Origin of the sequence: Virgibacillus profundi (assembly GCF_002287375.1) — a bacterium.
Lineage (GTDB): Bacteria > Bacillota > Bacilli > Bacillales > Amphibacillaceae > Virgibacillus_K > Virgibacillus_K profundi.
Map to the genome: position 1 here is coordinate 352,277 of NZ_NPOA01000001.1, position 13,475 is coordinate 365,751.

The following is a 13,475-nucleotide window of genomic DNA, read 5'->3' on the forward strand; positions in this document are numbered from 1 at the left end:
AAACGTAAAACAACTTCACCAGTTCGGGTGAGCGTAGGGCGGTGACTCCTCAAAAATACAGATCAATTTTCTTCGTGCGATGCAGATGCTGGCGAAGCCTTCCTTGTCCTGCGGGAATAGCACGTGTCTGAAGACCCCGCAGAGTGGTTTTCTCGAGGAGGCTGAGGCCGTGCCCTAAGGATGCGCATCCGCCTGGAGCGATCCCGAACGGCGGTTGTAGCAATACCTATAGAAAAACAGCTTTACAAAAACATCCCTACTCCAAAAGCTCGACATCCAATAATCGGGCAATTTGTTTACATTCTTTTTTTAATTCGGGAAGTTGCCTGAAATGTGCCAGCAATCCCTGGATTACGATGGGCTGACGCTTTGCTTTACTAACTTCTTTTTTCAAGGCACTCACAACTTCTTGCAGCTGACCTACTATTTTGTATTCCCTGTTTAACCTAGCAACTTTTGACTGCAATAAAGTGAGCATTTCTGAAAGTTCATCAGTATCCCTGTTCATCATTGCTTCATATTCTTCCGGGATTTTATCAATTGTGATCAGTGCTTCTTCGTTCCGCATATGCATTCCTTCTACGATATCATCTAGACGTCTAACGATAAATGCTCCTATCTTTTCCTTCTCAATATGTACATTGTCAATAACGATCCATTTAAAATAGCCATTGATCAAGCCCTCTAATTGAATCACTGTATCGACTAGCAAAGCATTAATTTTATCTCCATAGATAGCCTGGATGTTTTCTCTCATCCAATGATAATTTTCCATTTTCATTTGGTGAATCAGCTTATCAATATCTTGCCCAATCGATATATTTTCACGTAAAGACATAATAAGAAATTCCTTGTATTTGTATATATAATTAAAAAAAGCGGTGATTTGGTGTGCAAGGCTTTCTTGAGGAAGATAATTTTCCTGTTTTGCTATTCCAATTCTTTCAGAAATTTGTGTGTAAAAATACTGAAGGGCTGTTACTATAAAATCTTCTTTAGACTCGAAATATAAATAAAAAGCTCCCTTGGAAATTCCCGCTTCTGTTACGATTTCCTGGATCGAAGTTGTGTGATATCCTTTTGCAGCAAATAATTTCATACCTGCCTCAATTAACTTCATCTTTTTCTCATTCACTTTGATCACCTGTTTCTTTATACGATCCAACTTGTTGGATGGTTTCACTTTTATGTATGACTAACCAGTCAGTCATGCAATTTTATAATTCTAACTACTCTAGTGTACACCTCTGCATAAAGGTTATACAAGTGAAGTTCCTGTTAACTTTTCCATTCCAATAAAACGAGGGTCGCTATTCAAGCGACCCGTTTTTTCACCACCAGGGATACCAGTGTTTTCCGAATAGTGTACCCCTGTTCATATGAACAATTACCTGGCTTGTCCGTTTGTATTGTATGTCGAATGCTTTTTCAGATATGTTTACATATATCCCTGTGCCATCACGAAAAGCTATGTATGTTTGATCACCACGTTGTTCATATGTAAGGATGTGCTGATAGGATACCCAGACACAATCTTTATTTTTCGTTGAAGCTGTCGGTATCATGTAGATCCCTTTATCGACATTGACCGGAACTGGCAATTTACTCACCGAATTCAGAATCTCCTTTACTGGACTTTTTCTGCCATCTAATGATGCGCCATATACCAGACAGCTGTTATCAATTATTTGCTCCGGATTATGCCGCGAAAACTTTTCCTCGCCCACTTCAAGAATCCTTGAACGGTAATATGCTGACGCATCAAACATAATTGCTTTCGTTCTTTGTGTAATAATGTAAACTGGCCTTCTCCCATCCCCCATTTAAAATTACCCCCACCAAATTTTAAAATTGATAATCTTTACATGACTATATTACTATTTGTTTCAGAATAAAGGAAATATTTTAATGAAAACGTTACATTTGTAACATTTCCTCATCAATATGAAGCGATTCCCCATGTTGAAACATTTCCAGTGTTAATATTTCAGTTAAATTCTTCCAGAAGGGGAAATCTGCTGTTTTCAATTTAATAAAAAGGGTAACTAAAAGGATAGGGTCAAAAATTATCTGAAATGACCGATCGATATTACATTCAGTTACAGCGAAAGAAGCAAATGATCAACTGCAAAAACGACTTGAGAAATTGGAAGGAAAGCTATCCGAATCTGAAAACAGTCGTTTGCCATAAACATATTTTAGGAGGAGTAAATCATGGCTGAAAAAAAGAAAAACAATAAAAGGCAGATCACAAGGAAAAATGTAATAACAGGAACAGTTATTGGAAGTGTTGTGGGAGCAGCAACTACATTACTGTTAGCACCAAAGTCCGGCAAAGAACTTCGTGGCGATATCACGGAACAGGTTGGTACAGCCAAGGATAAAGCAGTAGACAAGACAAAAGAATTTGGTGATTCTACAAAAGTAAAATTCAATGACATTAAAACTGGTGCTTCCAATAAATCAAAACAATTTACAGGCAAACTGAAGCGTAATAAGAAAGAAACAGATGAGGATACTGAAGCAAATGAAGAAGAAGGCAGCGAACAAGGTGCACAGCTGCAATCAAATGATTTGGAAGAAGCACAGGGAAATGAAAATGCAAATGAAGCTGATGATGCTGAAAATAAGAAAGATGGTAAGCAGGAGGAAGATAAGCCGTCCAGTAAAAAGAGTGAGAAAATAGCTCCGAAAAAGGATAGTGGCAGTAAAACTACGAGCAGTAAATCGAGTTCAAATAAATCTACTGGCACCAAGACAAAAACACAGTCTAAAAGTACAACTAGCACTGCTAAGAAACCAGCTGCAAAAAAAGGGACGACAAAGTCCAGTGAGGCAAAAAGCACAACAACTGAAAAGCAAGCAACAAAAACTGAATAAGTCTCATTATTTCTACTTATCCCAGCTCCAATTATGATATACTAATTCTTATAAAAGCATGCTAAAGAGGGTCGTACTTTTTAAAGATCCAAAAGTAGTGATGATGGAGGGTTTTTATGGATATTGCAGCACTATCAATTGCAATGGCTAATCAGCAGGTTCGCAACAATGCAGGAATAGCTGTCATGAATAATGCCAAGGAAATGATGGAGCAGCAAGGCAGCCAATTAATAAAAATGCTTGAGCAGCCAGCACAATCTGCCCCACATCCAACAGCAGGAAGTAGAATCGACATCAAAATCTAAAAACAAACAAAAGCAGAACGAGCCCTTCTTATAGAGGTTCGTTCTGCTTTTAAACTTTAGCACTGCAAATAATGCTGATAGACCTGTGAAATGTAGACTTACTTATTGATTATCGTCTTCTTTATTTAAATCATCGTCAGGCATATTGTTGTCTCCATTATTGCCGGTACCGTTATTCCCATTACCACCATTGTTATCTCCATCGGTGCCATTCATACCGCCATTGTTACCATTATCTTCCTCATTCATGCCACCATCTTCGGCTGGGTTCTGATTATTGTTATCATCCTCTTGATTTAATGGAGCCTCTTCCTCAACTGGATCCCCACCATCATCGGTCCCACATGCTGCAATCAGAGATAACGCTAATACCGGTGCACCAAATTTCAATAATAATTTCCTTTTCATAAATGTTTCCCTCCTTTGATGTTCGCTATCGTCATTAGGTTAACCATTTTCAAAGAAGTGATACTTATTTTTCGAGAATTTTTTTGAAACACAAAAAATCCTCTTGATCAAGAGGATTTCAGTGCGGTCTTAGCGCTAATACTATGAGTTGCTCACCTATTGTATCGCAAACATAATTTCTGCTTCACAGGCTACTTCGCCATTTACAGTTGCAATACCTTTTCCTTTGCCAATCGGGCCTTTTACTCTCGTTATTTCAACCTCCAGCTTAAGCTGATCACCTGGCTTCACCTGACGTTTGAAGCGGCATTTATCAACACCAGCCAAAAATCCAAGTTTCCCTTTATTTGCTTCGATTCCCAGTACAGCTATCGCACCAACCTGGGCCAATGCTTCAATAATTAACACGCCAGGCATCACCGCATATTCTGGAAAATGCCCCTGAAAAAAAGGTTCATTAATCGTTACATTTTTTAATCCAGTCACCCGTTTTCCCTCTTCCATTTCTGTCACCTTATCTACCAAAAGAAACGGATAACGATGTGGAATAATCTCTTTAATTTCTTCAATGTCCATAGGAACTCTCCTTTTAAAATTCAGCCTAAGTATAGTATAAATGTCTTTTTAATTATAGCAAAGAAATGTTTGCTTTTAAGCTGAAAGAGGTATTGTTAACTATCAACAGTTAATTTACTTAATCACGAATATGTAATTTAAAAGTTTCCACTTCCTGAAAGGAGGACATGCTATGCTTTGGACCATTCTAATTATTTTATTAATTTTATGGGCACTTGGTTTTGCTTTCGAAGTTGCTGGTGGCCTTGTCCACATATTACTTGTAATCGCATTGGTTATTTTAATTATACGTCTGGTTACAGGAAGACGAGTCCCTTAATTGACTGGGAAAAGCTGATGTTAGGGCTGGTGTTATTGTGCTCGAGCTGATATTCCCACACCCCCGAATCAACATCCCCACCTTATCAAAAAAAGCATTTCATCTTTATATCAGATGAGATGCTTTTATTATGTTATTCAGTTTTCGTTACAATATCAATGATATGCTGCCATGTTTCTTTTTTCAAAGCATCAGTTGGAGTTCCGTCACCTACAACACCATATCCAATCATTAATCCGGCTATAAGAGCACCCGCACAAAGAAGGAGAACAATAATAATCCGCAGCCATATTGGGAAAATACGACGCCTTGGCTTCTTACCTTTTCTCTTTTCTTCTTTCTGCTTTATCTTTTGCTGTTTTCTTGTTTGTTTTTCTGAAGATGATTGCTTTTTTTCAGCAGGCTGTTGCTTCTTATTCTGCTTAGCCTGTTTATGAGCCTTTCTTGACTCCTTCTCATCAACAGTTTTTTCAGATTGGTTTGTTGTCATGGTTTACTTTCTCCTTATGAACTGACAAATGCATGAAAATAGTATGGTTAAATTTTACCATAAAAAACGGGTAGCTATCTAGTATATCATCTTAACTGATTAACCAATCCCATCATCTGATCTCCCATCGAGATGGTTCTTGCATTAAACTGGTACGATCTCTGGGTCATGATCATGTCTGTCATTTGCTTTGAAATATCTACATTGGAATTTTCTAGAGCACTGTTTTGTAATACATTCGCATCCGGTGCAGTTGCCTGAATAATTTCTCCCATATTAAAACCGAGCTCAGCTAAATCAGGTAGTCGATAGGAATTTTGCCCCGTTGCTTCGAGGAGTCTTGGACGAACTGCTTCAACTACAGCTATTCTTCCTGCAAACTCTGTTTGATTCCCGCGCTGAACAACAACCTGTCCTTGCCCGCGAATATCTATTGCGTCAAAGCCTTCTGCGATCACAATTGGCCCAGTTTCTCCAAGAACAGGATTTCCATCACTCGTTGTAAGCATCATTGCCTGATTGTCATTGACTGGATTCAAATAAAATGCTCCGTCACGAGTGTAGCGAGTTTCCTGCACACCATTTTCAGTTACTTGGATTTGATATAAATGATTTTCTTCCCTGAGGGCCGTATCCAAAACACGATCTGTGATTGAAAGACTTCCAGGTGATAAATCGATATTCACTGATCCAAGTCTTGCACCTGAGCCAATTCTGACACCATCTGGGGTAAGCCGCCCCTCGGCATTAGCAGGGTCTTCCAGATTATTCATTTGCTGAAACAATAAAGAGGAAAAATCAGCCTGGCGGTTTTTATAACCGGTTGTTTGACTGTTTGCCATGTTATGTCCAATCAGGTCCAGCTTATTTTGCAGCTGATTCATTGTCACAGCCGCCTGTATCATCATTCTTGACATGAGACCCCTCCTAACCTAAACGCCCAATTTCACTAACTGCCTTACCCATACTTTCATCGTATGCCTTTAAAACACGTTGATTTGTTTCAAACATTCGATAGGCTTCCATTATTTGTGTCATGGATTGTAATGTATCAACATTCGAGCGTTCCAGAGCACCCTGCTGTATTTGAAAGGTAGTTCCAGCTGGAATTTCAGCTGCTTCACCACTGAATAAACCATTTCCTTCTTTCACCAGAGCATTCGCATTTTCTGTATATGCAATGCCCAGTTGAATATTTCCACCTTCCGTTTGAAGCATTCCGTCAGGCAAAACCGTAAATTCCATACCATTTGTTTGGATTGGATTACCTGACTGGTCCAGCACATAATAGCCCTGGTTCGAAACAAGAAAACCCTGTCCATCAACTGTAAAGTTTCCATTTCTCGTATAACGTTCTTCTCCGGCATCATTTTGCACGGTAAAAAATAAACTTCCTGTCTCATCGGGTATTGTCCCATTGACAAGTGCCAGGTCTGTTGTAATACCTGTTTCACGAATATCGCCCTGCACATAATTCGGAATTGTTTCATGCACATATACACCTGTATTCAATGTCCCAATTGGATTTTGAATCGGCAAATTCAGACCACGTGTTGTCGGAATATTTTCTGACCCCGTTTGCTGCAGTAATATTTCAGGAAATGCACGCAATGCTGTTTGATCTGATTTATAGCCTGGTGTATTCGCATTCGCAATATTATTGGATAAAGCTTCTTGCTGACGTTGCTGTGCAATCATTCCACTTGCAGCAGTATAAAATCCTCTTAACAAGGCAATCCCTCCTTGCTTTTTTTAGAAATCCTTAGCTAATGCCAAGTCTTCGTTACACCTATACTGATTTTCTAAAAAAAATTTTGCAAAATAAAAACATGGTTTAAGATTCCTTCATTCGGGTACATAAATAAAGAATCCAAACTTCCCTCCACTTCAGCTCGATGAAAGCTGAAGTGGTTCCCTTTTATTTAAGCTGATTTGATAGAAAGGGACCTGGTCTGAATATAAACTGCATATTGAAGCACTCACTTACAGTGCTAAGGTCAAACAACTTTTCTTCGTTCAATTTTATCAATATTTTCAAGCATGACTCCAGTTCCTTTTGCCACACAATTCATTGGCTCTTCGGCAGTAAAGATAGGAACCTTTAATTCCTCTGCTAATAATTGGTCGATTCCGTGGATCAATGCCCCGCCACCTGTTAAAATTACACCTCGATCAATAATATCAGCTGACAATTCCGGTGGTGTGCGTTCAAGCACTAATTTTGCAGCCTGGACGATCAAATAAACAGATTCACGCAATGCTTCTTCAATCTCAGCGGAATAAACTGTAATCGTACGTGGCAGACCACTTACCATATCACGTCCACGAATTTCCATTTCCTCTTTACGGGAATCTTTAAATACGGTAGCCACATTAATTTTAATATCCTCGGCAGTACGCTCTCCAATAAGCAGCTTGTACTTTTTCTTTATGAATTGCAGAATTTCCACATCAAATTTATCCCCAGCCATTTTTATCGATTCGGATGTAACAATATCACCCATCGAAAGTACGGCAACATCTGTTGTTCCCCCACCGATATCCACAACCATATTTCCACTTGGTTGGAAAATTTCCATACCGGCACCGATTGCTGCTACTTTTGGCTCTTCTTCAAGGTAAACCTTCTTACCTCCAGATTTCTCAGCCGCTTCCTTAATTGCTTTCTGCTCAACCTTCGTAATATTTGTCGGACAGCATATAAGCATTCTCGGCTTCGAAAGAAAACCACGTACATTTATTTTATCTATAAAGTGCTTTAACATCGCTTCGGTCACATCGAAATCAGCAATTACGCCATCCTTTAATGGACGAGTAGCCTCAATGTTTCCTGGTGTTCTACCAACCATGCGTCTTGCAGCTTCCCCAACTTCAAGTACCTTACCTGTATTGCGGTCCATTGCTACAACGGCTGGTTCATTTAAAACTATTCCTTTTCCTTTTACATGAATTAAAACATTGGCAGTTCCAAGGTCAATTCCAATATCCCTAGAAAACATGAATCATTTTCCTCCTACTGTTAAAACTAACTCGCATCTGTAAACGAACACAATGCTACTAATATTATATTTTACCACAAAAAGCAATTTTTAACTGCACATTTCGACAAAATTTATGTAAAAAATTGTTAGTGGTATGAGGTAGTTGGTTTGTTGATAGCAAATGCCATGTGTAGCGTGTTGGAAGAGGTGGATTGTATGGTGAAAATATACGCTCTGGATGATATATCTGCACTCCGGACGATATTTTTACTCTCTGGATGATATATGCGTGCTCCGGACGATATTTTTACTCTTGGCTATTATATTTACTTCCTGGATAGATCTAATGTGTACATATTAAAAAAGTATATAAAGAAACTCCATAAATAAAAAGGATATCCGCAATTTTTGTAGAATAGTAATATTAACACAAAATTAGGAGTGATAATAGTTGATTAAATTACATAGAACAAAGCCATATGTAATTTTATGTTATGAAGCATTATTTAGGAGGTTGAAGGAAAAATATAGAAATAACAATGTGATTAACCAAGATTACTGGAATTATTTAGCTGGATATCGTGGAGAACAAACGGTTGATTATAAATTAAGTACTTACCCGCAAAAAAGATTCTTCGAGTATCAAAGTCTTCGATTAAAAGTTAACCACAACTTTTTCCAAATCGACTCCCTACTACTATCCAGCAAATTTATTCTCATAATAGAGGCAAAAAATATGAAAGGTGAATTAAACTATAATTCGGATTCCGGTCATTTAACACAAACTTATAAAAATGTTGAAAAGGGATATCAAAGCCCTATATTGCAAGCTAATTCACAAGAAATGCAGTTAAGTTACTGGTTGCAACAAGTTATATCTGTATATGGAATTCCCATAGAATCCCTCGTAATTGTCAGTGATCCTTCCACCATTATCAAAAATAATCAAAACGATCCAACATTTTATAATAAAATGATCTATGCCGACAACTTAATTCCAAAAATTAAAGAAATGACAATTAAATATACCAAAAATGTGTTAAATAAAAATATATTATATAGCATAAATGATGCTTTTTTGAAATACAATACACCACTTAAACCAAAACTACTTGACTACTACAATATAAACGAAAATCATTTAATAAAAGGAATACAATGTGAAAATTGTGGTAGTTATCCAATGAAACGGATGTATAAAACCTGGAAATGTGATAAATGTTTTTATGCTGATCCTACTGCACACGTCAGGTTGATACTGGACTATTTCCTTCTTCATAATGCAACGATCACCAATAGTGAATGTAGAAATCTTCTTCAAATTGACTCCGGGAAAACAGCTTACACCATACTAAACTCCATGAATCTCACGCAAACAGGGAAAAATAAAGCTAGAAAGTACTATGCTCCAAAACTGGAATTATTTCCACAAGATTCATTCGTTCCGAATAAGAAAAAAACAATTTTACAATTATAATTTAAATTCCAGATTAGATAACTCATGCAGCAGATCAAAGTATTTTAGACCTGCTTTTTGCTATTCCATTTTGCCTACTAAATATGATTTCTTTATGGATGATATATGCATGATCTAGACGATGTTTTTCTCCGGATGATATATCTGATCTCCGGACGATATATTTTCGTTCCGGATGATAAACTAGACCTCCGGACGATATATCTTCGCTCCGGATGACAATACCAGACCTCCAGACGATATATTTTCGCTCCGGATGATAAACCAGACCTCCGGACGATATTTTTCATCTCCGGATGATAAATCTGATCTCCGGACGATATTTTTCGTCTCCAGATGATAAACTTGATTTCCGGACGATATTTTTCGTCTCCGGATGATAAATCTGACCTCCGGACGATATTTTTCGTTTCCGGATGATAAATCTGATCTCCGGACGATATTTTTCGTCTCCGGATGATAAACCAGACCTCCGGACGATATTTTTCGTCTCCGGATGATAAACCAGACCTTCCGACGCTATATCCAGTGCTCTGGCAGATATACACACGCCCCTAGTGATACACTCCCACCCGGCAACACAACAGCTACCACCACCTTCAAAAACCCAGCCACTCAGGCTGGGTTTCCACTAAAAAACTATACACGCAGGATGATTACCCCACTGGCTTCACTTCACCTTCCTTTTTTGGATCGAGTTTATATTTTTGCCTTGTTGCTTCGCCACCACGGAGATGGCGGATTGCTTTGTGATATTCCAGAATTTCTTTTACTTGATTGGCTAGTTCCGGATTGATTTCCGGTAAGCGTTCTGTTAAATCTTTGTGGACTGTGCTTTTGGAAACACCAAATTCTTTTGCTATCATTCGGACAGTTTTTCTCGATTCCACGACATAATTCCCTATCCTGATAGTTCTCTCTTTGATGTAATCGTGCACACCATTCGCCTCCCTAAGTTGGATATTTCCGAGGTGTGGTTTTGAGACAAGGTGTTAAATTTGCTGTGGCTTTCCCGTTTATCTAAAGTTCCAATGAACAATGATCGTGATTATGTACACTTTCCCGTGTGCTTAGGAGCTGGTTCTGACTTGTGATGTATTATTTACAAAATTTTCTGTTATTAATTCCTATAAAAATGCATATAATTTATACTTATATTTTTATAGCCACACAAGCTCTCACCTCAGACATTTCAGATTGCTTGGTTTGTAACATTTTATTACTGGAACTGCATGTTTATGATTAAAATTACATCTTTCGGAAAGGTGGACAAGAAGAATTTTTCCGCAAAAAAATAACTGCACCAAATAGCTGCAGTTATTAAGGGAAAAAGCATGCACAGAAACATAGAAAGAATAAGGCTTCCGCATGCTTTTTGAATTTATAAAAAGGATCAAGCTTTCCCGTGGAAGAGAAACGCATTATTTTATTATTTTTCCTTTTCGTTAATCATTTTTTTAACGGTATTAATCCATTTCACCTAACTCTGGGTCAAACATAATTAAATCCCCGAGTGATTCTGGGAGTATAGAAAAGATAAGCATTACAACAGAAATAAACAGAAAGGCTTTCATTTTTTTCATTTTATTTGCTCCTTTTCAATTTTTTTATTCACAAGAAAAACTGATCCTTATTTATTTAAATAGTTGAGTAGGGAAATATCCCGCCGCCTAAAATTTAAACAGGCAATCTTTTGATTTCATTAAGTGGTAATCTGCTGAAGAAGTAGTCACTTCTTTTTTCGATAAAATAATTGTATGATTTAAGAAGAAGGTTTTTATCTTGTTTTGCTTTACCCATATAATAAAGCTTATATGGACTGTCCAGCGGGATTTCGTTCAGAATCTTTATAGCCTCAGTGTAATTACCTTTAGCAATTTCAATATGGGCCTGTTCACTTTTATCTGTTGATGAAATATTATCCACTTCTCGAAAATGTGCAGATAGAAATGGGATATTATTCTGTTCAATTGCCTTTATAGCATTCAATAAATTTTCTTTCTTTGCCAAATTTAATGCTTCGGACAGGTGATACATCCCCTGAAAATAGGTCTCAAATGTATAGGATAAACCCAAATTTATGTGAAGCCCGATTTTCGTTCGTATATTTCCGGTTTCATTTAAAGCACGATACGCATATTTTCTGGCAATAATTAATTCATTTCTTGACAGATAATAAAAAAACAAGGTTTGATGCAATCGTATGTTAAAGTAAGATATCAATAATCTATCTTCTATAGATTCAAACAATTGCTGCTGTATCTCCAGGAAATTTCCTAATTTGTTATATTCATTCATATCATAATAAGAGGTAACTTTTGCAAATTCAATCAGGCATTGTAATTCCGGTTCAGTGGATTTTATTTTTTGTACTCTCTGAATTACCTGGTATGGCGCACATTTTTTCTGTTTCCGATCCATCATCGAATCATATACTTCTGCCCAATTCCTATTGGAGGCGCTTGCAGATTCTTTATTCTTTTGAATCAGGATAGCTAAATCCTCATAAAATCCATTGATATACAAAAATTCCATTCCTTTTTTCTGGATATCATTCGAAGTAGACTTTAAACAGTATTTCCTCATTAACTTAACTACTGTTTGGTCATCATGTTTTTGAGTTAATAATTCCATTAATTGTTCCAATGTTAAAGCATCTGTGTTAGTCAAAAAGATGGTAGATGAGTGCATGATGAATGTGGGGCTCCTTTCCAAACGGAAACCTTGCTCGTTTACTATCATATTTCGGCAAGAATTAACATTTATCTAGTTATTTTTTATATTACCATATATTTTAGAGAATAAACAGAAATTTCTTTCGACATTTTTTGCAAAAGTTATAGTTTTCTAGTTAGCAAACTATTAAATAAGCGTGAATTCATCCCCCAGCCAAAAGAAGCGTGATTTCTTCAGAATAAGTAAACAAAAAATCCCCGGCTCCAATGCCAGGGATAAGTAGTAAAATGTTTTCTATTTATTTTTAGAAAATCCTTTAGCCTGTTTGTGCTTAAGCACTCTCATCAGTTTCGGAAGAATCACTAGTTTCATCTTCAGGATTTTCTTCTTCTCCATCTGATTCTTCACTTTCATCAGATTCATCGACTGAATTGTCTTCCTCATTTTCCTGCTCATCTGATTCTTCGACAGTTCCGGATTCTTCACTTGCTTCTGAATCTTCTTCGACAGTTCCGGATTCCTCACTTGCTTCTGATTCTTCTTCAGCTTGCTCGTCTGTAACACTATCTAATGTACTTACAGATTGATTGAAGAATTCTTCAGGATTAACTTCCTTACCGTCTTTATCCAGTTGGAAATAGACATGTGTTCCACTATCTTTGCCGAAGATATTATTTCCGGCAGTACCGATTTGTTCACCCTGCATGACTTCTGCTCCGGTTTTAACAAGGACTTCACCAAGGCTTGCGTAATATGTCTTTACATCATTTTCATGTGACATGATTACCACATTGCCTAAAAGTGGATCCTCTTTAACCTCCGTTACAGTTCCGCTTAATGCCGAAACTACATCGAATGTCTCACCATCTGCAGCTGCAATATCTACACCTGTGCTTTGATAATAGCGGTTGTTATGAAGAACCAATGCATTTTCTTTATCCTCTTGTTCTGCGTCGTAATCATAAAATTTAGTTACGATTTCTGCTTGATCTTGATCAGTCACAGGCATTAGAATAACTTCTTGCTGTTCTACGACAGGTTCTGCATCCTCATCATTTGGTGTCGGGATATAATCACCCGTATTTTCCAATTGCTCACTATCATTATCAGCCTCTGGAATTTGATTATCCAGATTTTGATACCACACCACCACCGCTAAAAGGAGGGCTGCAATTGTCAAATATACTGCTGGAAAAAACCACTTCTTCCGGAAAATGCGAGTCCACTTGTTTTTTGAACCGCCTTTGTTTTCCTCATTCATAATCTCATCACCTCAACAACCATTCTGATCAGAAAAAAGAAAATATATACATTATTTGTTAAAAATATTTTAATTTCATGCATTTTTTCGGAAAAGTAGGGG

At 37.3% G+C, this 13,475-nt stretch carries 16 protein-coding genes; 4 read left to right on the forward strand and 12 right to left on the reverse strand.

Annotated features, from left to right (window positions below):
- Positions 1–256: 256 nt before the first annotated feature.
- Positions 257–1,135 (reverse strand): TetR/AcrR family transcriptional regulator, encoded by an 879-nt coding sequence (locus tag CIL05_RS01340; RefSeq protein ID WP_095653697.1) that lies wholly within the window; start codon positions 1,133–1,135, stop codon positions 257–259.
- 196 nt (positions 1,136–1,331) lie between these two features.
- On the reverse strand, positions 1,332–1,823 hold the full coding sequence (locus tag CIL05_RS01345) for a competence protein ComK (protein WP_095653698.1): 492 nt from the start codon (positions 1,821–1,823) through the stop codon (positions 1,332–1,334).
- A 391-nt stretch (positions 1,824–2,214) separates the two neighbouring features.
- Here CIL05_RS01345 and CIL05_RS01350 point away from each other — a divergent pair, with 391 nt between their 5' ends.
- Both CIL05_RS01350 and CIL05_RS01355 read left to right on the forward strand, forming a co-directional pair.
- Positions 2,215–2,880 carry a YtxH domain-containing protein gene (locus CIL05_RS01350; RefSeq protein ID WP_095653699.1) on the forward strand — a complete coding sequence of 222 codons (666 nt, stop codon included), beginning with the start codon at positions 2,215–2,217 and terminating at the stop codon, positions 2,878–2,880.
- Positions 2,881–2,996: 116 nt separating this feature from the next.
- Positions 2,997–3,185 carry a YjfB family protein gene (locus tag CIL05_RS01355; protein ID WP_095653700.1) on the forward strand — a complete coding sequence of 63 codons (189 nt, stop codon included), beginning with the start codon at positions 2,997–2,999 and terminating at the stop codon, positions 3,183–3,185.
- A gap of 102 nt (positions 3,186–3,287) precedes the next feature.
- Here CIL05_RS01355 and CIL05_RS01360 read toward each other — a convergent pair whose 3' ends face one another.
- Both CIL05_RS01360 and fabZ read right to left on the reverse strand, forming a co-directional pair.
- Positions 3,288–3,593 carry a hypothetical protein gene (locus CIL05_RS01360; protein ID WP_095653701.1) on the reverse strand — a complete coding sequence of 102 codons (306 nt, stop codon included), beginning with the start codon at positions 3,591–3,593 and terminating at the stop codon, positions 3,288–3,290.
- Between the two features lie 156 nt (positions 3,594–3,749).
- Positions 3,750–4,169, reverse strand: a complete 420-nt coding sequence (fabZ, locus tag CIL05_RS01365; protein WP_095653702.1) for a 3-hydroxyacyl-ACP dehydratase FabZ — start codon at positions 4,167–4,169, stop codon at positions 3,750–3,752.
- Positions 4,170–4,341: 172 nt separating this feature from the next.
- Here fabZ and CIL05_RS21790 point away from each other — a divergent pair, with 172 nt between their 5' ends.
- Positions 4,342–4,488, forward strand: coding sequence for a lmo0937 family membrane protein (locus CIL05_RS21790; RefSeq protein ID WP_107505441.1), 147 nt, complete (start codon positions 4,342–4,344; stop codon positions 4,486–4,488).
- 133 nt (positions 4,489–4,621) lie between these two features.
- Here CIL05_RS21790 and CIL05_RS01370 read toward each other — a convergent pair whose 3' ends face one another.
- From CIL05_RS01370 to CIL05_RS01385, 4 genes are all read right to left on the reverse strand, one after another.
- Entirely contained in the window at positions 4,622–4,978 is a 357-nt protein-coding gene (locus tag CIL05_RS01370) for a DNA-directed RNA polymerase subunit beta (RefSeq protein ID WP_095653703.1), read from the reverse strand.
- An 86-nt stretch (positions 4,979–5,064) separates the two neighbouring features.
- The gene (locus CIL05_RS01375) at positions 5,065–5,895 is read right to left on the reverse strand and encodes a flagellar hook-basal body protein (protein ID WP_095653704.1); all 831 of its coding nucleotides are present in this window, start codon (positions 5,893–5,895) and stop codon (positions 5,065–5,067) included.
- A 10-nt stretch (positions 5,896–5,905) separates the two neighbouring features.
- Entirely contained in the window at positions 5,906–6,709 is an 804-nt protein-coding gene (locus CIL05_RS01380; RefSeq protein WP_095653705.1) for a flagellar hook-basal body protein, read from the reverse strand.
- Between the two features lie 266 nt (positions 6,710–6,975).
- Positions 6,976–7,977 (reverse strand): rod shape-determining protein, encoded by a 1,002-nt coding sequence (locus CIL05_RS01385; RefSeq protein WP_095653706.1) that lies wholly within the window; start codon positions 7,975–7,977, stop codon positions 6,976–6,978.
- Between the two features lie 433 nt (positions 7,978–8,410).
- Between CIL05_RS01385 and CIL05_RS01390 the strand changes: the two genes are divergently transcribed.
- Complete coding sequence (locus CIL05_RS01390; RefSeq protein WP_095653707.1) at positions 8,411–9,436, forward strand: nuclease-related domain-containing protein; 1,026 nt, start codon at positions 8,411–8,413, stop codon at positions 9,434–9,436.
- A gap of 92 nt (positions 9,437–9,528) precedes the next feature.
- On the opposite strand, the gene CIL05_RS21955 is transcribed toward CIL05_RS01390, so the two are convergent.
- The 4 genes from CIL05_RS21955 to spoIIQ form a co-directional block, all read right to left on the reverse strand.
- Positions 9,529–9,984 carry a hypothetical protein gene (locus tag CIL05_RS21955; protein WP_133065287.1) on the reverse strand — a complete coding sequence of 152 codons (456 nt, stop codon included), beginning with the start codon at positions 9,982–9,984 and terminating at the stop codon, positions 9,529–9,531.
- A gap of 108 nt (positions 9,985–10,092) precedes the next feature.
- The gene (gene spoIIID / locus CIL05_RS01400; RefSeq protein ID WP_123056247.1) at positions 10,093–10,374 is read right to left on the reverse strand and encodes a sporulation transcriptional regulator SpoIIID; all 282 of its coding nucleotides are present in this window, start codon (positions 10,372–10,374) and stop codon (positions 10,093–10,095) included.
- Positions 10,375–11,113: 739 nt separating this feature from the next.
- On the reverse strand, positions 11,114–12,127 hold the full coding sequence (locus CIL05_RS01405; RefSeq protein WP_095653710.1) for an AimR family lysis-lysogeny pheromone receptor: 1,014 nt from the start codon (positions 12,125–12,127) through the stop codon (positions 11,114–11,116).
- Between the two features lie 316 nt (positions 12,128–12,443).
- Positions 12,444–13,373 carry a stage II sporulation protein SpoIIQ gene (gene spoIIQ / locus CIL05_RS01410; RefSeq protein WP_095653711.1) on the reverse strand — a complete coding sequence of 310 codons (930 nt, stop codon included), beginning with the start codon at positions 13,371–13,373 and terminating at the stop codon, positions 12,444–12,446.
- Positions 13,374–13,475: the final 102 nt, after the last annotated feature.

Bases quoted from the DNA above. Each gene is read 5' to 3' on its own strand.
- spoIIQ (WP_095653711.1), bottom strand. From the start codon at position 13,373: ATGAATGAGGAAAACAAAGGCGGTTCAAAAAACAAGTGGACTCGCATT.
- CIL05_RS21790 (WP_107505441.1), top strand. From the start codon at position 4,342: ATGCTTTGGACCATTCTAATTATTTTATTAATTTTATGGGCACTTGGT.
- CIL05_RS01370 (WP_095653703.1), bottom strand. From the start codon at position 4,978: ATGACAACAAACCAATCTGAAAAAACTGTTGATGAGAAGGAGTCAAGA.
- CIL05_RS01385 (WP_095653706.1), bottom strand. From the start codon at position 7,977: ATGTTTTCTAGGGATATTGGAATTGACCTTGGAACTGCCAATGTTTTA.
- CIL05_RS01405 (WP_095653710.1), bottom strand. From the start codon at position 12,127: ATGCACTCATCTACCATCTTTTTGACTAACACAGATGCTTTAACATTG.
- CIL05_RS01360 (WP_095653701.1), bottom strand. From the start codon at position 3,593: ATGAAAAGGAAATTATTATTGAAATTTGGTGCACCGGTATTAGCGTTA.
- CIL05_RS01375 (WP_095653704.1), bottom strand. From the start codon at position 5,895: ATGTCAAGAATGATGATACAGGCGGCTGTGACAATGAATCAGCTGCAA.
- CIL05_RS01350 (WP_095653699.1), top strand. From the start codon at position 2,215: ATGGCTGAAAAAAAGAAAAACAATAAAAGGCAGATCACAAGGAAAAAT.
- CIL05_RS01355 (WP_095653700.1), top strand. From the start codon at position 2,997: ATGGATATTGCAGCACTATCAATTGCAATGGCTAATCAGCAGGTTCGC.
- CIL05_RS01345 (WP_095653698.1), bottom strand. From the start codon at position 1,823: ATGGGGGATGGGAGAAGGCCAGTTTACATTATTACACAAAGAACGAAA.
- fabZ (WP_095653702.1), bottom strand. From the start codon at position 4,169: ATGGACATTGAAGAAATTAAAGAGATTATTCCACATCGTTATCCGTTT.